21 protein-coding genes, 2 tRNA genes and 3 pseudogenes are annotated in these 24,791 nt (G+C 53.5%); 10 read left to right on the top strand and 16 right to left on the bottom strand.

The genetic code is table 11. The annotated features are described in order from the left end of the window. The first annotated feature begins 208 nt into the window (after positions 1-208). A complete protein-coding gene (locus ACI2JR_RS08310; protein WP_004864152.1) occupies positions 209-433 on the top strand; it encodes a DUF2594 family protein in 225 nt (74 codons plus the stop codon). Between the two features lie 67 nt (positions 434-500). On the opposite strand, the gene sdiA is transcribed toward ACI2JR_RS08310, so the two are convergent. Further along, positions 501-1,223 (bottom strand): transcriptional regulator SdiA, encoded by a 723-nt coding sequence (gene sdiA / locus ACI2JR_RS08305; protein ID WP_462478310.1) that lies wholly within the window; start codon positions 1,221-1,223, stop codon positions 501-503. 145 nt (positions 1,224-1,368) lie between these two features. Between sdiA and ACI2JR_RS08300 the strand changes: the two genes are divergently transcribed. Further along, positions 1,369-2,727 (top strand): CoA transferase, encoded by a 1,359-nt coding sequence (locus tag ACI2JR_RS08300; protein ID WP_462478309.1) that lies wholly within the window; start codon positions 1,369-1,371, stop codon positions 2,725-2,727. Positions 2,728-2,730: 3 nt separating this feature from the next. Here ACI2JR_RS08300 and tcyN read toward each other — a convergent pair whose 3' ends face one another. The 4 genes from tcyN to tcyJ form a co-directional block, all read right to left on the bottom strand. Beyond that, entirely contained in the window at positions 2,731-3,483 is a 753-nt protein-coding gene (gene tcyN, locus ACI2JR_RS08295; RefSeq protein WP_462478308.1) for an L-cystine ABC transporter ATP-binding protein TcyN, read from the bottom strand. Further along, positions 3,480-4,148 carry a cystine ABC transporter permease gene (gene tcyL / locus ACI2JR_RS08290; RefSeq protein ID WP_132724830.1) on the bottom strand — a complete coding sequence of 223 codons (669 nt, stop codon included), beginning with the start codon at positions 4,146-4,148 and terminating at the stop codon, positions 3,480-3,482. The genes tcyN and tcyL overlap by 4 nt, the downstream gene beginning before the upstream one ends. A 15-nt stretch (positions 4,149-4,163) precedes the next feature. Next, positions 4,164-5,150: a D-cysteine desulfhydrase gene (gene dcyD, locus ACI2JR_RS08285; protein ID WP_132724832.1), complete on the bottom strand. Its 987-nt coding sequence runs from the start codon at positions 5,148-5,150 to the stop codon at positions 4,164-4,166. A 94-nt stretch (positions 5,151-5,244) separates the two neighbouring features. After that, positions 5,245-6,045 (bottom strand): cystine ABC transporter substrate-binding protein, encoded by an 801-nt coding sequence (gene tcyJ, locus ACI2JR_RS08280; protein WP_462478307.1) that lies wholly within the window; start codon positions 6,043-6,045, stop codon positions 5,245-5,247. A 199-nt stretch (positions 6,046-6,244) separates the two neighbouring features. Between tcyJ and amyA the strand changes: the two genes are divergently transcribed. Beyond that, positions 6,245-7,732, top strand: a complete 1,488-nt coding sequence (gene amyA, locus ACI2JR_RS08275; protein ID WP_132724836.1) for an alpha-amylase — start codon at positions 6,245-6,247, stop codon at positions 7,730-7,732. A gap of 46 nt (positions 7,733-7,778) precedes the next feature. Here amyA and yedD read toward each other — a convergent pair whose 3' ends face one another. Continuing rightward, positions 7,779-8,192, bottom strand: coding sequence for a lipoprotein YedD (gene yedD, locus ACI2JR_RS08270; protein ID WP_132726225.1), 414 nt, complete (start codon positions 8,190-8,192; stop codon positions 7,779-7,781). A gap of 483 nt (positions 8,193-8,675) precedes the next feature. Here yedD and rcsA point away from each other — a divergent pair, with 483 nt between their 5' ends. Then, positions 8,676-9,299: a transcriptional regulator RcsA gene (gene rcsA, locus ACI2JR_RS08265; protein ID WP_132724838.1), complete on the top strand. Its 624-nt coding sequence runs from the start codon at positions 8,676-8,678 to the stop codon at positions 9,297-9,299. Positions 9,300-9,354: 55 nt separating this feature from the next. Here rcsA and dsrB read toward each other — a convergent pair whose 3' ends face one another. Continuing rightward, positions 9,355-9,543 carry a protein DsrB gene (gene dsrB / locus ACI2JR_RS08260; protein ID WP_132724840.1) on the bottom strand — a complete coding sequence of 63 codons (189 nt, stop codon included), beginning with the start codon at positions 9,541-9,543 and terminating at the stop codon, positions 9,355-9,357. Between the two features lie 186 nt (positions 9,544-9,729). Between dsrB and yodD the strand changes: the two genes are divergently transcribed. Beyond that, positions 9,730-9,957, top strand: coding sequence for a YodD family peroxide/acid resistance protein (gene yodD / locus ACI2JR_RS08255; RefSeq protein ID WP_462478353.1), 228 nt, complete (start codon positions 9,730-9,732; stop codon positions 9,955-9,957). A gap of 322 nt (positions 9,958-10,279) precedes the next feature. Here the strand turns inward: yodD and dgcQ are convergent. From dgcQ to ACI2JR_RS08240, 3 genes and pseudogenes are all read right to left on the bottom strand, one after another. After that, positions 10,280-11,956 (bottom strand): annotated as a pseudogene (gene dgcQ, locus ACI2JR_RS08250) (cellulose biosynthesis regulator diguanylate cyclase DgcQ). Between the two features lie 101 nt (positions 11,957-12,057). Next, the gene (locus ACI2JR_RS08245; protein ID WP_132724842.1) at positions 12,058-12,237 is read right to left on the bottom strand and encodes a YodC family protein; all 180 of its coding nucleotides are present in this window, start codon (positions 12,235-12,237) and stop codon (positions 12,058-12,060) included. Positions 12,238-12,313: 76 nt separating this feature from the next. Then, positions 12,314-13,225 (bottom strand): DUF808 domain-containing protein, encoded by a 912-nt coding sequence (locus ACI2JR_RS08240; RefSeq protein WP_132724843.1) that lies wholly within the window; start codon positions 13,223-13,225, stop codon positions 12,314-12,316. Positions 13,226-13,471: 246 nt separating this feature from the next. Between ACI2JR_RS08240 and yedA the strand changes: the two genes are divergently transcribed. After that, positions 13,472-14,383 carry a drug/metabolite exporter YedA gene (gene yedA, locus ACI2JR_RS08235; protein ID WP_462478306.1) on the top strand — a complete coding sequence of 304 codons (912 nt, stop codon included), beginning with the start codon at positions 13,472-13,474 and terminating at the stop codon, positions 14,381-14,383. Here the strand turns inward: yedA and ACI2JR_RS08230 are convergent. The 4 genes and pseudogenes from ACI2JR_RS08230 to drpB form a co-directional block, all read right to left on the bottom strand. Beyond that, a complete protein-coding gene (locus ACI2JR_RS08230) occupies positions 14,358-14,855 on the bottom strand; it encodes a very short patch repair endonuclease (protein WP_132726231.1) in 498 nt (165 codons plus the stop codon). The two genes, yedA and ACI2JR_RS08230, sit on opposite strands and share 26 nt — an antisense overlap. Beyond that, complete coding sequence (locus tag ACI2JR_RS08225; RefSeq protein ID WP_279387962.1) at positions 14,833-16,266, bottom strand: DNA cytosine methyltransferase; 1,434 nt, start codon at positions 16,264-16,266, stop codon at positions 14,833-14,835. The genes ACI2JR_RS08230 and ACI2JR_RS08225 overlap by 23 nt, the downstream gene beginning before the upstream one ends. A gap of 56 nt (positions 16,267-16,322) precedes the next feature. Continuing rightward, on the bottom strand, positions 16,323-17,018 hold the full coding sequence (locus tag ACI2JR_RS08220) for a phosphohydrolase (RefSeq protein ID WP_132724849.1): 696 nt from the start codon (positions 17,016-17,018) through the stop codon (positions 16,323-16,325). Positions 17,019-17,060: 42 nt separating this feature from the next. Continuing rightward, a pseudogene (drpB, locus tag ACI2JR_RS08215) lies at positions 17,061-17,315 on the bottom strand (cell division protein DrpB). A gap of 576 nt (positions 17,316-17,891) precedes the next feature. Here drpB and ompF point away from each other — a divergent pair. Continuing rightward, positions 17,892-18,944 carry a porin OmpF gene (ompF, locus tag ACI2JR_RS08210; protein WP_462478352.1) on the top strand — a complete coding sequence of 351 codons (1,053 nt, stop codon included), beginning with the start codon at positions 17,892-17,894 and terminating at the stop codon, positions 18,942-18,944. Positions 18,945-19,410: 466 nt separating this feature from the next. Here the strand turns inward: ompF and ACI2JR_RS08205 are convergent. Then, positions 19,411-19,500 (bottom strand) — tRNA-Ser (locus ACI2JR_RS08205). A gap of 89 nt (positions 19,501-19,589) precedes the next feature. Here ACI2JR_RS08205 and mtfA point away from each other — a divergent pair. The 3 genes and pseudogenes from mtfA to ACI2JR_RS08190 form a co-directional block, all read left to right on the top strand. Further along, positions 19,590-20,390 (top strand): DgsA anti-repressor MtfA, encoded by an 801-nt coding sequence (gene mtfA / locus ACI2JR_RS08200; protein ID WP_165905614.1) that lies wholly within the window; start codon positions 19,590-19,592, stop codon positions 20,388-20,390. 100 nt (positions 20,391-20,490) lie between these two features. Continuing rightward, positions 20,491-20,566, top strand: a tRNA-Asn gene (locus tag ACI2JR_RS08195). Positions 20,567-20,726: 160 nt separating this feature from the next. Further along, positions 20,727-20,952, top strand: a pseudogene (locus tag ACI2JR_RS08190) (Arm DNA-binding domain-containing protein); the annotation flags it as partial. Between the two features lie 242 nt (positions 20,953-21,194). On the opposite strand, the gene ACI2JR_RS08185 reads toward ACI2JR_RS08190, so the two are convergent. Beyond that, on the bottom strand, positions 21,195-24,695 hold the full coding sequence (locus tag ACI2JR_RS08185; protein ID WP_462478305.1) for a DUF3320 domain-containing protein: 3,501 nt from the start codon (positions 24,693-24,695) through the stop codon (positions 21,195-21,197). Positions 24,696-24,791: the final 96 nt, after the last annotated feature.

The raw sequence follows: 24,791 nt of genomic DNA, 5'->3' as shown, positions 1-24,791 counted from the left end.
GTAACAATAATTAACGTTGAAAACCTCCCGGGCACAAATTAACGGCCGCGGCGGCGAAGAGTACGTATTATTCAGTCAATTAAACCACCCGCAGCTCTGATGAGAGAACAGAAATCACGCGCTCCTTTTTTTTCCGCAGCTTGTGGTATACTGCGCCGCCTTAACATTTAGTATTGCGCAAAAGCGCCGATAGCAAACGAGGATATCGATGAGCACTCCAGATTTTTCCACTGCAGAAAATAATCAAGAACTGGCGCAGGAAGTAACCTGCCTGAAAACGCTGCTGACGCTGATGCTCCAGGCAATGGGCCAGGCTGATGCAGGTCGGGTGATTATTAAAATGGAAAAACAGATCACGCAGATGGAAGATGAGGCTCAGGCTGCCGTATTCTCCAGCACGGTTAAGCAAATTAAACAAGCTTACCGCCAGTAACAGTAAACCGGCTGTGAGCGTCGCTGACAGCCGGTCCCACGTCTGACACGCAGAACACTTTACTCGCTCAAATTAACCCTGTCGCCACCGCGTAACAGGCGATTTGCGTTTTATTCGGCGCATTAAATTTTCGCTGCATATTCTTTTGATGAAAATTAACGGTATTTTCTGAGATAGAGAGAATAATCGCCACTTCCGCCGAGGTCTTCCCTTCCGCCGTCCATTTCAATATTTCCAGCTCACGGCGACTAAACTTCATTTCCGGCGGCATCACCATCGCGTCTTCCAGGCGCAATAAAGTCAGCAGGCTAAGTTCGGTCAGCGTTCTTAAACGCATCTCCTGTTCATCTTCATGATAGGGGCCCGCGCTGCGGCTCTCACCGGAAACGGAGAGAAAGCCCTGAGCATGATTCGGTAAGGTCAGACACTGGGTCACGCCCTTCAACAGCCCGTGATCGCGCGCTCCGGCCCACAATTCCGGCGTATCGCGGAACAGGCCGTCATTCCACGGCAGGTGGCCGCGCAGGAAATTTTCCGCGCGCAAGACCGGGTCGATCGCAAAATAATTCTCAGTTTGATAGTGCGACATCCATGCCTGCGGATAGGTCGATTGCAGCGTTATCCGCGGCCGGGTAAACGGCACCGGATGGCGTACGCAAAGCGCAAAGTAGTCATATTCCAGTTCTTCCGTTTGCTGCTGCAGAAGATTATAAACCTCTCCTCCTGCCGAGACTGACTGAAATTGTTGCAGCATTTCCCGCCGCCAGCTGAAAAAATCATTGTCCCTCATAACCGACCAAATAACCCCTGAGTAATAATCATTATTAGAAATACAGAAAACTAACACATAAATCTTATTTATATGTATAAAATATCGTATACATCGCACTTATTAGACCGTTACTGACGCTATTCACCGCTGACAGGAGAAGAGTATGTCGCCCCCGCTATCGTTGCCGCCGATATATTGCCAGTTGTGGAGCGCCTTTAGCGCCCACCCTGCTCCGGCTATCGAATTCACCCAGCAGGGAGCGCTGCCCTCCTGTTTTGCGGTCACCGATTTTGCCGCCGCCTCGCTCGGCGTGATGGCCGGACAGCTGGCGCAGCTTATCGGCAGCACCCGGACGCCATGTATCGATCGGCGTCTCGCCGCTTTTTGGTTCAACCACAGTCTGCGGCCGATCAATCGCCTTCCCCGTCCGCTTTGGGATCCGCTGGCGGGTGATTATCCGACGCAGGAGGGGTGGATCCGTTTGCATACCAATGCGCCCCATCATCGACGGGCCATGGCTCGGGTGTTAGGCAACCATGAAAGCCGCGAGACGTTGGCGTCAGAGGTCCGCCGGTGGCGAGCCGAAGCTCTTGAGCAAGCCATCGTGGAGGCAGGAGGCTGCGCGGCGGCCATGCGCAGCGCACAGCGCTGGCTGGAACACCCGCAAGGACGGGCGGTCAGCCAGGAGCCGCTGCTGATCGAGGAGCCTCTCCCTACGGGCCCGGCGGTTAGCTGGCCTTTGCCGGGTAGCAGACCGCTGCTCGGCATGCGGGTTCTCGACTTAACGCGAATTATTGCCGGCCCGGTGGCGACACGTCTGCTGGCCGGCCTCGGCGCCGAGGTGCTGCGTATCGATCCGCCAGACTGGCATGAACCGACGCTGGAAGAAGAGATCGCCCTCGGCAAGCGCTGCGCGCGGTTGAATATAAAATCGCCAATCGATAAGCAGCGTTTAATAGATTTACTCTGTCAAGCCGATGTGATTGTGCATGGCTATCGCGCCGATGCCCTGGATGCGCTGGGGTTCGATAGCCAGACGCGGGCCAGTCTCAGACCGGGCCTGATCGATGTCTCGCTCAATGCCTGGGGCTGGAGCGGGCCGTGGCGTAACCGCCGCGGCTTTGACAGTCTGGTCCAGATGGCCTGCGGCATTACCGCCGCCGGTCAGGCGTGGCGTCAGGCCGACAAACCGGTGCCGCTACCGGTTCAGGCCTTAGATCATGGGACCGGCTATTTAATGGCGGCGGCGGTACTCAAAGGCCTTTATCAGCGCCTCGCTCACGGCGAAGGTTATCGCGCCCGCTTATCACTGGCGCGGGTGGCGGCCTTTTTAATGCAGTGGCCAACGCCGGATCCCGCTGCGCCTTTCGCCGCGCCGCGATCGGCAGATTATCAGCCAGCGCTGGAGTGGTCAGCCTTCGGCCTCGGCGAGCGCCTGCGTTTCCCGTTGCAACTGCCGGGGACGCCGGTGGTGTGGTCGCGGCCGCCCTCGCCGCTGGGGACGGCCGCAGCTGGCTGGTAATGATTATTGCATCAGGAATTTTTCAAGAAACTGGCGGGTGCGCGGCTGCTGCGGACTGGCAAACAGCGCTTTTGCCTCGCCCTGCTCGACGATACGGCCCTGATCCATAAAGATCGCACGGTCGGCGACATCGCGGGCGAAGCTCATTTCATGGGTCACAATAACCATGGTGCGCTTCTCCTGCGCCAGTTGACGAATGGTGTTCAGCACCTCACCCACCAGCTCCGGGTCGAGAGCCGATGTCGGCTCATCAAACAGGATCACGTCCGGGCGCATCGCCAGCGCGCGAGCTATCGCCACACGCTGCTGCTGGCCACCGGACAGCCGGCGCGGATAGCTGTTTTCCTTACCGGTCAGCCCCACTTTCGCCAGCAGCTCCCGGGCGCGGATAATGGATTCGTTTTTATCTTCGCCCTTGACGATAACCGGTCCCTCAATGATGTTTTCCATCACCGTGCGGTGCGGAAACAAATTGAAGCTCTGGAACACAAAGCCCACATGCTGGCGCAGGCGGCGAATCAGCCCCTTTTGCTGGCTGAGGCTGCGGGAGGCATCGATAGTGACATCGCCCACCCGAATGGTGCCGCTTTCCGGCTGTTCGAGCAGATTAATACTGCGCAGCAGCGTCGTTTTACCGGAACCGCTGGGGCCGATAATCGCCACGACCTCCCCCTCCTGCACGCTAAGGTCGATCCCGTGCAGCACCGTCTGGCCGTGGAATTTTTTCACCAGCTTTTTGACTTCAATGGCACTCATTTTGGATCACGCTCCTGGCGATTCAGCTGATTTTCAAAATAGTTTTGCAGCGTGGACAGTACCGTCGCCATCACCCAGTAAATCAGCGAGGCGGCCAGGTACATGGTGAAGACCTCCAGAGTTCGCGAGGTTATCAGCTGCGCCTGACGGAACAGTTCAGGAACCTGAATCGTGGCCGCCAGCGAGGTATCTTTCACCAGGCTGATAAAACTGTTGGAGAGCGGCGGTAGCGCCACCCGCGCGGCCTGCGGCAGAATGGCCCGCCGCAGCGTTTGCCACGGCGTCATGCCGATACTGGCCGCCGCTTCCCATTGCCCTTTGTCAATCGAGGCAATCGCCGCACGCAGCGTTTCCGCCGCGTAGGCCGCGGTATTAAGCGACAGGCCAATCATCGCCGCTGGGATCGGATCCAGCTCAATGCCAAACTGCGGCAGACCGTAGTAGATCATAAACAGCTGGGCAATCAGCGGCGTACCGCGAAAGATAGAGATGTACATTCTCGCCAGCCATTTCACCGGCCAAAGGGGCGACATGCGCATCAACGCGAGGATAAAGCCCAGCACCAGGCCAAAGAACATGCCGCCGATGCTCAGCTGTAGCGTAAATACCGCGCCTTTCAGCAAATAAGGCGCGGAATCGATAACCAGTTGGATACTCTCTTGCATTCTGTGTGTTCTGCTTTAGATATGAGGATGATAGGCAAACAACGCCGGCGCTCCGCCGGTATGAATGAATAAAATCGGCCCTTCATCCTTAAAGCGCTTCTGCTGAATGCCGTCAATCAGACCGGCCATCGCCTTCCCGGTATAAACCGGATCCAACAGAATGCCTTCCAGCTGCGCCAGCAGCTTCACGGCTTCCATCCCTTCATCGTTCGGCGTGCCGTAGCCTGGCGCGAAATAGTCATCCCACAGCTGGATCCCGGCGTTAGCCTGCAGCTCGAGACTGTTCGCCACCGCCTGCTGCAGCGCCACCACTTTCGGTAACTGGTCGGCGACCTTGCGTGACACCGTCACACCGATCAGTTCGGTCTGCGGCATCAGTTGCTCCAGGCCTACCGCGAGTCCCGCGTGGGTCCCGGCGCTGCCGGATGCCACCACCACGGAAGAGAGCGCGACCGCCCCTTCACACTGCTGAGCGATTTCCAGAGCGCTTTCCACATAGCCCAGCGCCCCAAGGGCGCTGGAGCCGCCCACCGGGATCACATACGGCCGGTAGCCCTGCGCTTCAATGCGGGTTGCCAGCTCTTCCAGCTGGGCATCGGGGTTGCTCAGCGCATCGCACATCTCGACCTGGGTATTAAACAGATCCAGCAGCAGACGGTTGCCGTTGGTGAGATAGTTTTCGGCGCGGGTGCCAATCGGGTTTTCCAGCAGCGCGACGCAGTGCAGACCCAGTTTTGCCGCGACGGCAGCCGTTTGCCGGACGTGGTTCGACTGAATGGCGCCGGCGGTGATTAACGTATCCGCCCCTTCGCGCAGCGCATCTGCCGCGAGGAATTCCAGCTTACGCAGCTTGTTACCGCCCATCGCCAGCGGAGTCACGTCGTCACGTTTGATAAAAATCTCGCGGCCCAGATGATCGGACAGGCGCGGCAGATATTCGAGCGGCGTCGGCGCGCCAATCAGTTCCAGGCGCGGGAAGCGCGTTAAATTTTGCAGTGACATGGTACCTCCTGACTGAGTTCTCTTTATTATGCACGCACTGGCGGACGAAATAAAAAAAGGCGCTATCAGTAGCGCCTTTTTTCACCGCCGGCCGTTACTTCGTCACGTCGGCGCCAAACCATTTTTCCGACAGCGCTTTCAGGCTACCGTCTTTCTGCATGTCGGCAATCGCCCCATCGACCGCTTTCAGCAGGTCTTCATTGCCTTTGCGCAGCGCCACGCCAGATTCCTGACGGGAGAACGCTTCGCCGGTCACCGCCAGGGTGTTGCCGGTTTTCTTGACCAGATCCAGCGCCGCCAGGCGGTCAACCAGAATCGCATCGATACGGCCTACGCGCAGGTCCTGATATTTGGTCGGGTCATCATCATAGGTACGAAAATCCACACCCTGGACGTTCTGGCGCAGCCACTCTTCGTAGTTGGTCCCCAGACCGACACCAACTTTTTTGCCTTTCAGGTCTGCCGCGGTTTTGATCACCCCTTCGTTACCCTTTTTCACCAGCGCCTGGATACCGGAGACCGTATAGGGGGTCGAGAAGTCATATTTTTGCTTACGCTGGTCGGAAATAGTGACCTGGTTAATCACCACGTCAATACGTTTGGAATCGAGGGAAGCCAGCATACCGTCCCATTTGGTCGGTTTCAGGTCGGCCTTCACGCCCAGATGTTTTGCCAGTTCATTGGCAAAATCGACTTCAAAACCGGTCAGCTTACCGTCGTCGCCCTGATAGCTGAACGGCGGATAGGTCCCTTCCAGGCCTACGCGCAGCGTACCGCGATCTTTAATCTGGCCCAGCAGATTTTCTGCGGCGAAGGTTTTAGCGCTGACGCCCGCCATTAAAACAACGGCCATGGCGCCCATCAGCGCCTGACGACCCAGAAGTGCTAATTTCATAGATACCCCTAATAGTGATATTTTCTTGTAGTGTAAGGCGTTTAACCCTGCACACCAACACCGATACGCTACATCTTATGCGAATTTATTATATATGCAGCGGTTCAGGGTATAGCAAAAAGGCAGTCAAAATTGGTCGAATTTGCTGGAGATCTCTCATACTGCAAAGGTCAGCTTGATGACGTCTGGAGCACGGAAGATGAAAAACCCCACGTTATTGCAGTGCTTTCACTGGTATTACCCCACCGGCGGCGAGTTGTGGCGCGAAGTCGAAGCCCTGGCGCCAAATCTGAATGAGATCGGCATTAATATGATTTGGCTGCCTCCCGCTTCGAAAGGGGCTTCCGGCGGTTACTCCGTCGGTTACGACAGCTACGATCTTTTTGACCTCGGCGAGTTCGACCAAAAAGGCACTATCGCCACTAAATACGGCGACAAAGCGCAGCTGCTGGCCGCCATCGCCGCCCTGAAACAGCACGATATCGCCGTTCTGCTCGATGTGGTGGTCAACCATAAAATGGGCGCGGATGAAAAAGAGGCAATCCGCGTACAGCGCGTCGATGAGCAGGATCGCACGCAAATCGCCGCTGAGGTGATCGAGTGCGAGGCGTGGACACGCTACACCTTCCCGGCCCGCGCCGGGCAGTATTCGCAGTTCATCTGGGACTACAGGTGCTTCAGCGGCATCGATCATATTGAGAACCCCGACGAGGACGGCGTTTTTAAGATCGTTAACGACTATACCGGCGAGGGCTGGAACGACCAGGTCGATGACGAAATGGGCAACTTTGATTATCTGATGGGTGAAAACATCGATTTTCGTAACCATGCGGTCACCGAGGAGCTGAAGTACTGGGCGCGTTGGGTCATGGAGCAAACCGGCTGTGACGGCTTCCGTCTTGATGCGGTGAAACATATCCCCGCCTGGTTTTACAAAGAGTGGATCGAGCACGTCCAGGAAGTGGCGAGCAAACCGCTGTTTATCGTCGCGGAGTACTGGTCGCACGAAGTCGATAAGCTCCAGCAGTATATCGATCGGGTGGACGGCCAGACGATGCTGTTTGATGCGCCTTTGCAGATGAAATTCCATGAAGCGTCTCGCCAGGGGCGCGATTACGATATGAGCCAGATTTTTAGCGGCACACTGGTTGAAGCCGATCCTTTTCATGCCGTCACGCTGGTCACCAACCACGATACCCAGCCGCTGCAGGCGCTGGAAGCACCGGTGGAGCCGTGGTTTAAACCGCTGGCCTATGCGCTCATTCTGCTGCGCGAGAATGGCGTGCCTTCGGTTTTTTATGCCGATCTTTTCGGCGCCAGCTACCAGGATACCGGCGGCGATGGCCAGACCTATGCCATTGAGATGCCGGTGATCGAACAGCTGCATGAGCTGATCGATGCTCGCCAACGTTTTGCCCACGGCGTGCAGACGCTGTGGTTCGACCACCCTAACTGCATTGCCTTTAGCCGCAGCGGCACCGAGGAGGATCCGGGATGCGTGGTGATATTGTCGAACGGCGATGAGGGCGAGAAAACGCTGGCGCTGGGAGCCAACTATGGCAATAAGCGCTGGAAAGACTTTCTCGGCAATCGCCAGGAGGTGGTGGAAACCGACGACGAAGGCTGCGGCACTTTTACCTGCAACGGCGGTAGCGTCAGCGTCTGGGTGATTGAAGAGGTGCTGTAGAGCTGAGAACATCGCGGGCTGAAGCTGGTATCAGCCCGCGCGTGCCTTAGGGCGCGCTGGTTTCCGCCGCGGCCTTCTTCCACGCCTGTTCGCACTCGGCGGTTAAACGGTCGACGCGGGTCAAAGTCATACGATCGTAACGCAAGGTATTGCCCGAGCGTTCAACGGGATAGACGTCCAGACCGGAGGTCACGTTGTAGACCTGGTCGTCACGCTGCATTAATTTCCCCGGCAGGGCGATCACCCGCTGCCACTGGCGACAATCAAACGTATCGCCATTTTTAGTCACCATCAGGCTGGCAATCGCATCCGGGCTCATCATTTCGCTCTGCGGGCCTTTTGACTGCCAGTATCCCTCTAACCCGGCGGGCGCTGGCGCTTTGACAACCTCGTCGTAATTATCCACCTGGACACATCCGGCCAGAGTAAACAGCGCGCCAGCAATCACTATCTTTTTCATCATTCATCCCACAAACCGATAAAAAAGTATTGTGGCATTAAAGCGTTAAGCTCGCCACCCCTCCGGCAAAGCGATACCGCCCCGATCGCAAACGGTAGCCCGGAAACGCCCCGCGCGACTGTCAGACAAAAGGTACGTCAGCCCCGCCCTGTCGGCCATAAATTAATAACGTTAATAAAAGAACGCCGCCGCCAGATCATTATTCGCGCAATCAGCGTAAGGAAATTCCGAAAAAAGCGGGATAATTTAACGCCAACCATATCTACGATTGGGAATTTTTGCTTTTAATTCCCTCACATAACTCATTGCCCCCTGTACTTTGAGAATATTCCTGGCAAATTATGAGCCATATTACGGAATAGTTTAGACTACCTGATGGTTCCCATACTGAACCTGGTTTTATTACCAACTTAAATTAAATGGACTTCATCGCGCTTGTCGGCGAGGGATAAATTATCGTTACGTGTTGATTGAGGATGGGTCATGTCAACGATTATCATGGATTTGTGTAGCTATACCCGACTGGGATTAACCGGGTATCTGACAAGCCGAGGAATAAAAAAGCGCGACATCAGTGAAGTGCATTCAGCGGAAAGCCTGAAAGAAACCTGTGAATTAGTGCGTCCGGCAGTGGTGTTTATCAATGAAGATTGCTTTATTCATCATCAGCACAGCAATCAGCTTATCCGGCAAATCATTACCCAACACCCGGGGACGCTATTTGTTATCTTTATGTCGCTGGCGAACGTTCATTTTGATCACTATCTGCTGGTGCGTAAGAATTTACTTATTAGCTCTAAGTCGCTTACGCCTAAAGACCTTGATGACATTCTGGGTAATCGTCTGAAATACGATAACTACAACACCGCGCGCATAAATATACCGACGCTCTCGTTAAGCCGTACCGAATCAAATATGTTACAAATGTGGATGGCTGGGCACGGCACCTCACAAATATCGATGCAAATGAACATTAAGGCGAAGACGGTTTCTTCGCATAAAGGAAATATTAAAAAGAAAATCCAGACCCACAATAAACAGGTGATTTATCACATCGTGCGTCTGGCAGAAAACATTACATCAGGTATTTACGTCAACATGCGCTGAGCGCGGCGCGGCAGGAAAACTGGCGGCAGGCCCGCCAGCGCCGACGCATGATGCGCTACTCATCTCTCTCAACGAAGATCCCGTCCGGATGCCCCGTTTCGTTGAAAAACCAGATCCCCAGCGGGTAGTCTTCCAGCGAAACCAGATACATAGTCCCTTCACTAAACGACTCTATTGCCAGAACTACCCCCGATCGACGTGGGCCACCGTCGGTCTTCACCGTGACACGATCGTTCACCTGCATAACTTATCTCCTCTATTTTTGTGCCAGTGTAGAACAAAACTGACCACTGCGCAGCGCTCTGCCGGGTGACTGGCGCTTTTATAGACCGTCCGGTCCTTGCTGGTTCTCGATCGGGCTTCAAAGGCGGTGGAATCATTTGCGGCTATACTTAAGCAGGCACGATCGGAGCCAAACGAGGTAGCCATGATGAAAACCGCCAAAGATAGTGGGTATGCGGGGAGTGGTGGGGTAGATGTCGATGTTGACGCCCTGCTGGCGGCGATTAATGAAATCAGCGAGAGTGAAGTTCAGCGTACGCAGGACGATCCGCACCACGTGAGCATTGATGGTCGCGATTACCACACCTGGCGTGAGCTAGCGGAGGCTTTTGAACTCGATATTCATGACTTTAGCGTCAGCGAAATCAACCGTTAACCACAGGTGAAAAAAATCCCGACTCGCAGGAGTCGGGATGAAACTTGCTAATGCAAGAAGCACTTGAAAATTCGTTACACCGGGAAATCCGTTGCGTAGAAAACATTATCCTCAATTATTTTGCATGACAAGAGCTATTCATGACGAAAATAATTGAGAAATGACGTTAACATGTTGCCGCACGTCGAAAATGCAGACGGCAGAAGGGTTTGATGCGCCCGTTGCGTTCGCCGATGACCATTGCCCCGGCATCTTTTTTAAGATAAATCTCATTTCACTATCGGCATCCCTGACCCACCTCACCAGCGTGGCAGATAAAGCATCACGACGGGTCTTTAAAGCAGACCCGATTGCGCCCGTTTTGTTTTGCCAGGTACAGACGATGGTCAGCGACAGACTGCAGGCTTTCAAAGTTAAACTCCGCACAATCATCGCTGCTGCTGACCCCCAGCGAAGCGCTGATACGCAGGCTGGTATCGTTGCAGAGCAATATTTCGCGGCTGCTAATGCGGATACGGATGCGCTCGGCGATGGCCGCCGCCGCATGCAATGAGGTGTCTGGCATGACGATGCAAAACTCTTCGCCACCGACGCGCCCGGCGAGATCGGTTTCGCGGAGGATGCTCACGATGGTGCTGGCGACCAGCGACAGGACCCGGTCTCCGGCCTGATGCCCGTGCAGATCGTTGACCTTCTTGAAGTAGTCAAGATCGAGCTGGATCACCGAGATCGGCCGTTTTGTTCGCTCGCAGGCGCCGGCGGTGGCTATCGCTCGATCAAACAACGCGCCCCGGTTTAACAAACGGGTGAGCGCATCGTGCCACGCCTGCCACTCCAGCGACTTTTGCAGCACGCTCATGTTGCGTACCATGCGCAAAATCACCAGCCACGAGATAATCAGCATCAGGGTAAAGAGCAGCCACATCAGCGTCAACGCGATAGTAATGGTGCCGAAATCGCCGCGTACCCCTTCCTGCAACGTATGGATTCGCAGCAAAACTCCATCAAAGTTGTTGAGCTTCTCCCAGCTGATATAGCGCGTGAATAAATGAATCCCGCCCCGGTTATCGTGTAAAAAGGCATAGCTGAGCATCGCCCGCTCGCGAGGTGACAACAGGGTTAGCACCTGGCCCGGCGATGACGAGGCGATCAGGTTCAGCCTGCTGTCATACAGCTGGTACTCCCCTTCCTGCCCGCCTTTTATCGCGCTGACGAGAAACGCTTTCATCTCGCGCACCGAGAAATTCATCGCCAGCACGCCGAGCCAGTCGTGCTGAAAGTCGAGCGGAACGGAGGCGGTCACCACCGGATCGTCACCCTGGGTATCCTCCTCCTGCTGGACGGTTTGCCAGACGACGCCACGGCCCGGGTTATTCCGCTGCGTCTGGCGGGAAAACCACGGGGCGCCAATGGCCTGAGTGTATTGCACCAGGGCCTGAGTCGCGTTATTCGGCGGCTGCGTGCTGGTAAAAAAACCGCTGCGTGAGACGTAGAGCATACGCTCGTGGAAACCGCGATTCTTGTTGGCCAGCAGCAGCAGATACCCCAGTTCGAGAGTCGCCATCAGCTCATTGCCGGTGAGGATATCGTTGCGCGTCAACGTGCTTTGACCGTCGACAAAGGCATCAGAGACGCCTTACACCGGTAATGTACGCCGGTTATGCAATGCCACGGACCAGATCGGCTCATGCCGTTTGCTCATGTACTCCTGCTCTGCCTTGCGTAATATCGCGAAATCGAGCGGGGTTTCCAGCGCCGACTGCATCCCGTTGCGGAAAAAGACCATCCGGTTGATATTGAACTGCAGCAGACCGTCCATTTCGTGGGCGACGTTTTGCAGATTGTTGCGCTGATTGGTGACATACGCCCCTTCCAGCACCATCACTTCACGCCATATCAACAGCGTAGAAAAGAATAATACCGCGACAAAACAATAGTTAACCACATGTCCCGGGCTAGAAATGCGGCGAAGTTTTCTGACCCACAACGGTTTATCCATTGTTCTCTCGCAGTACTTTCAATGACACACGCACCATCAACGCTCCCTGTCAGACACAGCAACAACAAAGCGCCCGACTTTTGCCGGGCGCTATCGGGGGGTCAGGAAGCGTTATCTTGCCCTCCCTCCCCACGGACTAACTCATCCTCACGGAAAGCCTCGTGCTTCACGCTATAGCCGTCATACCAACGACATTCGACCATTCCATTCGCGAAGCCCGTCACAACCATGCGCGGCCCTCCGCTCTTTCGCCTCACTTCATCACTGACCAACAATACCATTTTTTAGTCCGTCATCTGGGAGAATCCGTTTCACCTTAGACGAAGCTGAGCGATTTTGCATAATCCCCGGCAGATTTTACTGCGCCGCTGCGCGAAGCCCGTTAATCGCCTTCACGCAGGCCAGCGCCACGGCGCCGACGATAAAGCCAAGGACCAGATTGACGCCCGTCGGCAGCAGCGAAGCGATGATACCGGACTGCTGGCTGGCCAGGTGCTCCACCGCGTGGTGTACCGGCGTAATACCGTGCACGATAATTCCGCCGCCAACCAGAAACATCGCCAGCGTACCGACGATGGAAAGCAGTTTCATCAGACGCGGCGCTACCGCTAATAGCCCTTTACCAACCCACTGCGCCAGAGCGCTGCTTTTTTCCACCAGCCAGTAACCCATATCATCCAGTTTGACGATAATACCGACCAGGCCATACACACCGATGGTCACCAGAATGGCGATACCGGAAAGAATCAGAATCTGATTTAACAACGGAGCATCGGCGACAATGCCAAGGGTAATGGCGACAATTTCGGCGGAGAGAATAAAATCGGTACGGATCGCCCCTTTTACTTTATCGCGCTCAAAGGCCAACGGATCCTGCGCCGCAAGAGCCTCCAGACGCTGCTGCCGGGCCTGCGGATCCTCTTTGTGTTTCCGCGCCTGGACGCTGTGCAGCACTTTTTCAACGCCTTCATAGCACAGGAATGCGCCCCCCAGCATCAGCAATGGCGTAATCGCCCACGGGATAAACGCGCTGATTAACAAGGCCAACGGCACCAGAATCACCTTATTGATGAACGACCCTTTCGCCACGCCCCACACCACGGGTAATTCCCGATTCGCACGTACGCCCGTCACCTGCTGGGCATTAAGAGAGAGATCGTCCCCCAGCACCCCAGCCGTTTTCTTCGCCGCCAGTTTCCCCATCACGGAGATATCATCCAGTAAGGTGGCAATATCATCCAACAGCGTTAAAAGACTACTTCCTGCCAAAATTGCATTCCTTCATTTGTGGTTAGCAACAAAATCGCTCTGGCGGCAGCGCGGCCTGAGCGCCGCAACCTGAACGATGCGATGTGTTGTAAGCATAGAGTATGCGGTAAAAGTGCTTTCTCGCCCAGAGGAGCAAATAGTCAATAAAAATTTAACAATTACAGATCAATTAAAGCACTCGCCAGCGCGGTAGTTTTCACGTTTACTATATGCCTCCTTTCTATCTCTGTACCGTCGTGAGGACGTATGTCTACCCGCCAGCTACTGCCGCTTATCGGGGCGCTGTTTTCGCTCTATATCATCTGGGGCTCCACCTACTTTGCCATTGCCATTGGCGTTGCCAGCTGGCCGCCGCTGATGATGGCCGGGATCCGTTTTCTCTCCGCCGGAGGACTGCTGCTCGCCTATCTGCTGGCGACCGGACACCGTCTGCCGCCGCTCAGACCGCTGCTCAACGCCGCCTTGATCGGCGTTCTGCTGCTGGCGGTCGGCAATGGTTTTGTCACCCTGGCCGAGCACCAGCATGTGCCTTCAGGAATTGCGGCGGTGATGGTGGCGACCGTACCGCTGTTCACCCTCTGTTTTAGCCGTTTTTTTGGTATCGCCACCCGCAAGATTGAGTGGCTGGGAATTGCAATCGGCCTGGCGGGAATTGTTCTGCTCAATAGCGGCGGCAATCTGAGCGGCAACCCGTGGGGCGCGCTGCTGATCCTCATCGGCTCAATAAGCTGGGCTTTCGGCTCAGTCTACGGCTCGCGAATTACGCTGCCGACGGGCATGATGGCGGGGGCGATTGAAATGCTCGCGGCCGGGATCGTGCTGGCGGTGGCGTCATGGCTGACGGGTGAAACCCTGACCGCGGTGCCGTCATGGTCCGCCATTTTCGCCGTGGCCTACCTGGCTATTTTCGGTTCGGTTATCGCCATTAACGCCTACATGTATTTAATTCGTAACGTCACCCCTGCCGTTGCCACCAGCTATGCCTATGTTAACCCGGTCGTCGCGGTGCTATTGGGAACCGGGTTTGCCGGTGAAAGCCTGTCGCGGATTGAGTGGCTGGCGCTGGGGGTGATTATTTTTGCCGTCGTGCTGGTGACGCTGGGGAAATACCTGTTTCCTGCCCGCAGTGAAGTCACGCCTTGCGAGGTGGAGAAGTAAGCGGCCACTCGCCGATGCCCTGAGTGTCGATCTGCGCGCGGAGCCCGCCGCCGCAGATCCACTCCTCCAGACGCTCAATCAGCGCCTCATCGCTCAGCTTTAACCGCCCGCGCAATGCGCATTCCCAGACGATCAGCACCCGCCAGCCGCGCTCCTGCAGCAGCGCCATATCCCGGCGGTCGCGCGCCACGTTGCTGCCAATTTTATCCAACCAGAAGTCGGTACGCGTGGCGGGAACTTTAAATAAGTAGCAGTGATGGTGATGCCAGAAGCAGCCGTGGGTAAAGATGACGCAGCGGTACTGCGCCACGACAAAATCCGGGCGCCCCGGCAGCGCGGCGTCCTGCACGGTAAACGCGAACCCGGCCTGGGTGAGCAGCGCGGCGAGCCGCTTTTCAATTGCCGTATCGCGTGTACCAATAGCCCGCATATTTTTACTGCGCGTAGCCTTATCGTGGACGTCCACCGGCATCATCCTCGCGGTCACGGCGCGCCACCGCCTGCGCGATACGGGGTTCCAGCAGCTTCGCGACGGCCGCAAACACCGGTACCACCACCGAGTTGCCAAACTGACGATACGCCTGGGTATCTGAAACCGGGATGCGGAAGCGGTAGCCCTGGGGGCTTTCAAAGCCCATCAACCGCGCACACTCGCGCGGCGTTAAGCGGCGCGGACGGCGCTGCTGGTTCTGCGGATCGTCAAAGTGTTTTTCCCCCAACGGCCGGTCCCAGCCGCGATCGATAAGGATCTCGGCGCCATCCTTGTAGTAGCGCGCGGATAGCGTCCGCGCCACGCTGTGCGGATTAAGCGGGTCAACTAACCCGTAACCAAAACCGTTGCCCAGCGCCTGATGCTTGCGCGCGTAGTGATAGAGATACTTCCACAGCACCGGCGTGAGGATAAATTTAGCATCGACGGTCGGTTCCAGCAGATCGCCAAACGTCGGACGGGCGGCCGGGTAAAGGGTTGAAATAGCACGCAGGCTAAAACCATCATGCAGCTGCAGATCGCGGCGGAACCCCACCAGCACAATGCGTTCCCGGTGCTGGGGTAAAAAATGACGCCCGTCGATCACTTTCGGATCGTCCGCCCCGCTGTGATCGGCATCGGCGACTTCATAGCCGAGTTCATCAAGCGTCTGCATGATAATGCGGAACGTCCGCCCTTTATCATGACTCTTCAGGTTTTTGACATTCTCCAGCACAAAGATGGGGGGCCTGCGGGCGGCAATGATTCTGACCACATCAAAGAACAGCGTGCCCTGAGTCTCGCAGGCAAAACCATGCGCGCGGCCCAGCGCATTCTTCTTCGACACGCCAGCCAGCGAAAAAGGCTGACAGGGAAAGCCCGCCAGCAGAACATCATGCTGCGGAATGGTATCGCGGATATGCTGCGCGGCCTCGTCATCGCTGACGTCCGGGCGATGGCTGAGGGTAATATCGCGGATATCCTCATTAAAACGGTGCTGTTGCGGGTCGCAGTACCAGTTCGCTTTATAGGTGCGCAGCGCATGTTTATTCCACTCGCTGGTGAAAACACATTGCCCGCGGATCGCCTCAAAGCCATTGCGGATGCCGCCAATGCCGGCAAAGAGATCGACGAAGCGAAACGCATAGTGCGGATGATGAGCCGGCGGCGGCGGCAGTAGCGTCATCAGATGCGCATACTCTTTCGCGCTTAAACGGTTGGCTGCCCGGACAACCGTCGCCGCGCGTTTTAATATGGCCGGACTCCAGTGCTGGTCGCCCACGGCCACCAGCTGCGCCACCAGCGTTTTGACATCGTAGATGGTCATCAGCTGGCGCAGCAGCGCCTGCGCCTCTTTCCCGGCGTGTTGCGGGGGCAGAGACGGACTCTTTTCCTTCGATAAATTTTGCGGCATAACCTCAACCAGCACGGACAATTTTGCAGAGATTACCATAAATAGCGCGGCCAGTTTCAGGCCTGTGGATCAAAGCGCCGTAAAACCGCTTCATCCAGCGCCAGCGGGTCGCCGCGCAGCTCCGCGCTGAGCTTGGCCATAAACTGGACGAGAAAACGCGCATTATGCACCGCCAGCGCTTTGCCTTTCTCGGTCTGCATCGTGCCCGCTAAACGCAGCAGCTTGCACTGGAAATGGTCCAGCGCATACTTTTTGTCATCCAGCTCACGCCGGTCGGCGAAAGGGTCATCGGCATCAAACAGGATAGTATTTAGCGCCCCGGAAACGGCAAACACCCGGGCCAGCCCAATCGCGCCGAGGGCTTCCATCCGGTCAGCATCCTGAACAATTTTTGCCTCTTCGGTACGGGCGGGAATACCGGCGCTAAAGCTGTGCGCCTCAATGGCATGGAAAACGGCAGGATAACGATCGGCAGGGAAATCAGGAAAAGACGACTGAAGAATCTCCAGCGTTTTTTCCGCCGCCATCACCGAAGAACGGCTACGTTCAGGATGATTTTTCGCCAGGCTGACAATGTCATGAAAATAGCAGGCCGTCAGAATAACGAGGCGATCGACATCACTCTCCGCGGCCAACCGCTGCGCGGTACCCCACACGCGTCGAAAATGGGCAGTATCGTGGGCGGAGTCGCCCTGTGAATGATGTTCCGTTAGCCAGGTTTCAAATCGTTGCTGCCAGTCAACCCGTTCCATGCGCGTTCCTCTGAAAGAAGGTAAGCGCTGAGCATAGCAACTTTAATCATGATGTTCATACATTCGGCTACCGGGCCGGGTGTAGCAGGCTATCGCCCCAGCACGACCCCGAACGCGCCAGGCCACTTGCCGATCGTTGACCCCAGATCGCCGTCAACCGTCGCCCCGGGCACACGTTGAATTCTGCCTACGCCCCACCAGTAGCGCGCCATTGCCCACAGAAAGTAACCGCAAAAGGTGTAAAAGGCCCAGAGTGCAAGTTCCCCCCCTCAGGCTTCGTTTCGCGTTCTTCTCCATTAACCTCTCTCTTTATACCGTCGGGCGAAACGCCAGCGGAGATCGCAAAAAAGTAACGCATATCACATTACGCTGCGAAAAAAGTGATGAAACAGTCCCCCTTGCCGGACGGTGTTGGTCCTCTGTCGCTGCAGGATGTTTTTTCATGACGAGGATATATTCTCTGCCGTCATGCCCCCGTCCCTGGATAATATATCCGCGCTAACAGCAGAGCAATGTGACGGGCAAAACGCTACGGCACTGAAAATATCCACCGCAATCTCCTGCCGTCAATTTATGATATTCCGGCAGTAAATAACTTAAGAAAAAACAATTGAGGCAGTGAATTTCATCACCAGGGAAAAATCATTGTCAAAATCAAATAACCCACTGTTATATAAATCAATAACCATCACCAATACATCATTGATAAACAATAAAATTAAAATATAAAGATTCATTTGGAAATATTTTGTAATATTAGATATGATTTACTTACATTTATAATTTAAATAAAAATGAACCTTATCGATAATATTAAATCGCTTTCAGAAAGAGATTTCACCATTCATATTAATGATGATTCAGAGGGAATATATAATGAAAAGAAAAACACTGGCAATTCTGGTTCCGGCATTCCTGATGGCTGGCGCCTCTCACGCGGCAGAAGTTTACAACAAAGACGGCAACAAGCTCGATCTGTACGGCAAAACCGTAGGTCTGCATTATTTCTCTGATAACAAAGATAATGACGGCGACCAAACCTATGCTCGTCTGGGTTTTAAAGGGGAAACCCAGATCAACGACCAGCTGACCGGTTACGGCCAGTGGGAATATAACTTCCAGGGTAATAACACGGAAGGAAGCGACGCTCAGAGTGGTAACAAGACCCGCCTGGCCTTCGCCGGTCTGAAATTCGGCGATCTGGGGTCCTTAGACTACGGCCGTAACTATGGTCTGGTCTATGACGCCATCGGCATTACCGATATGCTGCCGGAGTTTGGCGGTGACACCAGTAACGCCGATAACTTCTTCACCGGCCGTACCGGTGGCCTGGCGACCTACCGTAACAGCAACTTCTTCGGTCTGGTTGACGGTCTGAGCTTCGGCGTACAATATCTCGGTAAAAATGAACATGATGACTCGCGTTCTAACGGCGATGGCTGGGCAACTTCTCTGAGCTACGAAGTTGATGGTTTCGGCGTGGTCGGCGCTTACGGCGCGGCGGACCGTACCGATGGACAGCAGGCTCTGGCACGCGGCAACGGCGATAAAGCCGAGCAGTGGGCAACCGGCCTGAAATACGATGCGAACAATATCTACCTCGCAGCCCTGTATGGCGAAACCCGCAATGCGACCCGCATTACGGGTGGCTTTGCCAACAAAACTCAGGATTTCTCCGTCGTTGCGCAGTATCAGTTCGATTTCGGCCTGCGTCCATCCCTCGCTTACTACAAATCTAAAGCGAAAAATGTTGAAATCGTCGGCAACGAAGATTACATCAACTACATTGATATCGGCGCGACCTACTACTTCAACAAAAACATGTCCACCTATGTTGACTATCAAATCAACCAGATTGACAGCGACAACAAGCTGGGCGTGAACTCTGACGATACCGTCGCCGTGGGTATAGTTTACCAGTTCTAACCAGCAGTCCCTCCTTCGTGATATGCCTGAAAAGCAGGACTTCGGTCCTGCTTTTCTCTCTTTGTCCCCTCCCCTGAAAGGGAAGGTTTTGCCCGGGCAATAAATAAAATGCGGAACATCGCGTAGAGGGATCTCTTCGATGATATTGACGGACGCTAAGGGTCCCCTGCAACAAATCATCTTCCTGACGGGGCGCAAAACCGGCGGTTTCACTAATCGGAGGTAGCCACCAATATCGCGAACGCGGGTCAGCCATCATCTCTGCTGGCAGAAGCGGTCATTCTGCTCATGTATCCTCATCTTCTCTGCACGCGACGCTTTATCTCTGACAAACCGGAGGACGGTACCCGGTAAAGTATTGCGCATGGGAAAAATCAGGAAGATGATGATTGCAGGCGTACACGGCGACTGCTATACCAAGTGTGACGGGGGTCGTTGAAAGGAATTGACGTAAGTGTTTGAATAGTGGCGGAGAGAGGGGGATTTGAACCCCCGGTAGAGTTGCCCCTACTCCGGTTTTCGAGACCGGTCCGTTCAGCCGCTCCGGCATCTCTCCGCTGTGAGGTTGCTATAATGCCAGGTTCTTTGGCATTTTAATAGTTCCTGTCTCTTTAATTATGTTCAAGTGACGACTTTGCGAGCAATATGATGTTTAAATGGCCCTGGAAAGTAGATGAAGAGTCCGGCAACGCAGAAATGCCCTGGGAACAGGCGCTTGCCATTCCTGTTTTAGCCAATCTTTCTGCGCAAGAACAGCGGGAACTGGTGGCGATGGCGGCACGCTTTCTGCAACAAAAACGTCTGGTTGCCCTGCAAGGGCTTGAGCTGGCCCCGCTGCAAAGCGCCCGTATCGCGCTGTTGTTCTGTTTACCGGTGCTTGAGCTCGGCATCGAGTGGCTGGATGGTTTCCACGAGGTGCTGATCTACCCCGGCCCGTTTGTGGTTGATGATGAATGGGAAGATGATATTGGTCTGGTCCATAACCAACGGGTTGTACAGTCCGGGCAAAGCTGGCAACAGGGGCCAATCATCCTGAACTGGCTGGATATTCAGGACTCGTTCGACGCCTCCGGTTTTAATCTCGTGGTCCACGAAGTCGCGCACAAACTGGATACGCGCAATGGCGATCGCGCCAGCGGCGTACCGTTGATTCCGCTGCGCGAAGTTGCCGGCTGGGAACACGATCTGCATGCCGCGATGAATAATATTCAGGACGAGATCGATCTGGTCGGTGAAAGCGCAGCCAGTATTGATGCCTACGCGGCGACCGACCCGGCCGAGTGTTTCGCCGTGCTGTCGGAATATTTCTTTAGCGCCCCGGAGCTATTTGCCCCGCGTTTCCCGGCTCTGTGGCAACGTTTTTGCCACTTCTACCGCCAGGACCCGCTACAGAGATTACGTGAAAATGGCCTGCAGGATGCCGACGATACGCACGTTGTGCACTAAAACAACGGGTTGGCTTAAATTTAGCCATTTGAATCAGTGGCTTAATTTTAGTGTTGACACAAAAATGCGAGGCCAGTAGTATGCGCCTCGTTCACACGATTCCTCTGTAGTTCAGTCGGTAGAACGGCGGACTGTTAATCCGTATGTCACTGGTTCGAGTCCAGTCAGAGGAGCCATTTCTTGTTTTCATGCCGCTTTGCGAATTCTTATGTGATTCAGATTCAATAAGTTAGCGTGAAAAATCTTCCCGATGCGTTTTCAGTTTTCCCTCTGCATCGGGAAAAATTGGTGGTCAGATTTGGGGTCAGGTTGGTTCGATAATGGAGTGACCCCCATATGTCTCTTACCGACGCAAAAATCCGCGCGCTCAAGCCATCTGATAAACCTTTCAAAATCTCCGATTCACACGATTTGTATCTTTTGATCAATCCAGATGGTTCACGTCTCTGGTATCTCAAGTATCGTATCAATAGTAAAGAATCCCGCCTTGGTTTAGGCGCTTATCCCGATGTATCCCTGTCTGGCGCAGAATATTAACCCGGTAAAGCAGCGGGCCGCAGACGCAGAGCCTGCACATCGGAAAAAGTGTGTGGAACTAAAACGGGTATGCTTACAATACGGTTCGCCCCGTTAATTCGCCCCATATCGTGGTCCGAATGAACGGGGTAACGTAATGGGACGAACGGCTAACCGTCATGAAATGCAACAAAGTTACTTCGGAGTTGAATCCACCATGATTTATTATTAAGAATAAAAAAAGATAAACTCAAAGAGTATACTTTGAGTTTATCTTAATATTGAAAATCACTCTGTAACTGTTTCTTTACCCTCAATGATCAGAGAGTCTTCTTTTAAAAGAGCGCCTTTAAACAGAAGTTGTTCAATTACCTCTGAAATAACTTTACGTAAGGTCCCACTTGTTGCTTTAAACCCAAGAGATCTAGAGATAGACATAACTATTTCTTCTTCTGTCGCACCAAGGTTATTTTTTACTACCTGATAAATTCCGACAGCAATCTCTTGAGGTGGCAACATTTCGGATTTACGTAGTCCCAACGACTGAACATTCTGTCGGTTTCGTAAGACAATCTTTGATTTCTGATGTATTAAAAATTGTCCATCCTGAAGGATATCACCTTTGTTGCAGACCAGATTAACAGCCCTGTTCACAACGGCCTCAATTCTGGCCCCTGCACGTTGTAATCCCCAGGCAGTTCGCAACCTGGTGATAACCTCGCTTACATGAACAGGAGATTCAACCTCAACTATCTGCTCAATAATTTCGCTGAGAATACCCAACGGGGTTTCATGCAGTTCATACCCCATATTAGCGGATGGAGTAGCCTCCACATAAGCAATCTCAGATTCTTTTGCAATATCCGAATCGACAAGACCAATCTCGACGACAGGTCCTCTATCGACAGTCACAATTTCAACAGGTACCGCACGAGTCCTTTGCTTCAATTGTTCAGTCCGTTCTGAGAGCTCTTTTTTGGCAGACTCTATCGCATGAAGTGTTCGTTCCAGCTGTTCTTCAGGCCGGTGGAACCAATCCGTACTCCAGATACGATGGATAATCCACCCATGATCTTCAAGTACAGCCTGACGCAAGCGATCGCGTTCTCGCGCAGAACGTGATGAATGATAAGCACGACCATCGCACTCAATACCAATCAAGTATCGCCCTGGCATATCAGGATCAGCAATAGCTAAATCTATAAAGAATCCAGCAATACCTACCTGAGGATGGACTTGATAACCAGCTTTCTGAAGCGCATCAGCAACCTGCTCTTCAAATACACTATCCATTTCTCTTTCAGTCCGTTGAGCTAACGATATCCGACCGGTACGGGCATATTGCAGGAAGAGTTTAAAGGCAAATACACCTTTTCCCTTTGCTCTTTCCAAATCAATATCTTCGTCTGTGATCGAAGCGAAAACCTCACATCGACGTTTGGCTCGGCTGATTAATACATTCAACCTTCTTTCCCCTCCCTCTGACCCCAGGGGACCAAAACGCATCGCCATGTATCCTTGCGTATTTCTGGCATAGCCGACGGAGATCATAATTACATCACGCTCATCACCTTGTACGTTCTCAAGGTTTTTAACGAAGAAAGGCTCGCTCGGATGCGCATTAAAGAACTCTTCTAAATCGGGATTCAGACGACGTAGCAACTCGAGCTCGTCCTGAATAGCCTTACGCTGGGAAACAGAAAATGTTGCAACGCCGAGCGACTGTTCCGGATATTTACGGGCATGCTCCATGATTGCTTTAGCGACAGCTTTAGCTTCTATCGTATTGGTTCCCTTACCGCCTGATTCGAACACACCATCCGGGATGTGGTGGAATTGCAGACCCATGCCTGCTTCCTGAGTGTACGGACTCGGCACGATGAAGAGTTTATTCTCATAGAACTGACTATTGGATACAGCAATCAAGGATTGATGACGGCTGCGATAGTGCCAACGCAACATACGTTGAGGTAATCCCCTGGCAACAAACAGGCCCAATACACTCTCTATATCCGCAACCTGAGATACTTCATCACCATCATCATTAGCAGCAGATTCTGTCATCTTAGCGAAGAATCGTGTAGGTGGAAGTTGGCGTTCATCCCCGACGACCACAACCTGCTTACAGCGAGCAATTGCACCAATCGCATCAACCGGTTGTATCTGACTCGCTTCGTCCATGACCAGAAGATCGAACTTTTGTTTTCCCGGGATGAGGAATTGAGCAACAGATAACGGGCTCATCATCATGACCGGCTTGAGTGCTTGAATCGCCACTCCAGCCTTCAGCATTAACTGACGAATTGGTAAATGCCCCCTCTTTTTCACCATTTCCGAACGCAGAACCCCCACTGGGCCAATACCGCCGCTCCTGGAAGGGATTTGTCTATGATGGGCACGCACAACCTCAAGACTGGCGGCTTTGATACGTTTAAGGTCAAGCTCTGCAAATCCTGCAACCTGACGAGAATGAAGCTCACCATCAAAACGCACTAAATCGGGTTCTTCGAGAGCCATGATTTTAAGTAGCGACTCAAAATAGGTCCGCTCTACGGCAGAAATAGCAGAATCTAGCGAAAGATCTCCACTAGCGAGTTTTTCTACTACCTCAGATAATCCATATTTTCGAGCCTGCGTAATACGATGCTGATACGCAACCCATTTAGAGAGTTGTTCTGAATTCTCAGCCCATGTTTGAAGTTTCTCGCACACAAGCGCTATCATTAATTTATCAGATGATGAGCCCAAAAGGGTTCCGATAGTTCCTTTCAATTCCATCGCGATTTGTTCCAGTTCATTGACTATCTTTTGGCTGAACAGGTGAGTTTCTCGTGCAATATGGGCAGTTTCAGCTCTGTCTGTCAATTTTGCCGCTACGAAACGTAACGCACTGTTCTCCTCTAACCAGGAACAAGCCTGACTCAGATAATCCCAATCAGATGACAGCTCTTTCCACTGTTCGTCAAAAGCGCTTTTTGCAAGCGGGGCTTCTGCACGTATTTCTGCAATCAGTTTCTGCAACTCAACCATTCGGGTAATTAGCTGGCTACGCTCATCAATACGAGCAGGAGGGTTAACCATTACACGAATGCATTGTTCATCAATCGATATGAGATTTTGGATTTTCTCTTCAATGAAAACTAATGAGACGCGGGTGATAGATACCTGATTGGAAAAATATTCCTCAGGTGAAAAACCGAACGCGCTCCATAAGATGTCTAACTGGGTCCGAACCTGCTGCAGTAACTGGCTTAGTTGTTGTGCACGAAGCTTCACACCCTCGCGGTCGATAAGTCGGCTGGCCAACAGCCGAGCCTCAGCGCCTACACCACGGAGCGTTCTCATCCATTCAACTAATGCCATTAAAGAAGAGCTGTCACTTCTTTCACCGCGCCAATCGCTACCGAAGGCAGAATGACCAAAATCATTGCCTTCCTGAATTATTTTCCTCTCTGCCTGCGCCTTAATCAACTTGTCCAACAATAAGATCTGCTGCTCAACGGGCAACGAACGATCTCGCAGTAAAGAACCAACAAGTCCCCTCGCTTTTCTCCAGTTTCCATTGAGGTATCGGAAAATACCAGTATGGCTAGCCAGGAGATTCCTGGCCTCCTGAACATCCGTATTCCAGGCTACCTCATTAATTTGGGAATCAAGAGCTTCGCTAACGGTTCTGAAGGAGGCAATCGACTCAACCAGTTCAGCAGCTTTCTCAATACCATGATCCCAAACTGATGCGATAAAGGCGTCGGGACTGGCATTAGGGGCAGCAGCAATTCTTTCCCCCAAGTGTTACCAACGGTGCGAAAGTGATCCATATCCGACGCCTGAAATTAGATCCAGGGGTTAATCTGCTCTCCTGATTCGGGAGAGCTTATGGTCACT

Origin of the sequence: Klebsiella sp. NPDC088457 (assembly GCF_044900465.1) — a bacterium.
Lineage (GTDB): Bacteria > Pseudomonadota > Gammaproteobacteria > Enterobacterales > Enterobacteriaceae > Klebsiella.
This window is presented reverse-complemented; position numbering and strand designations above follow the sequence as displayed.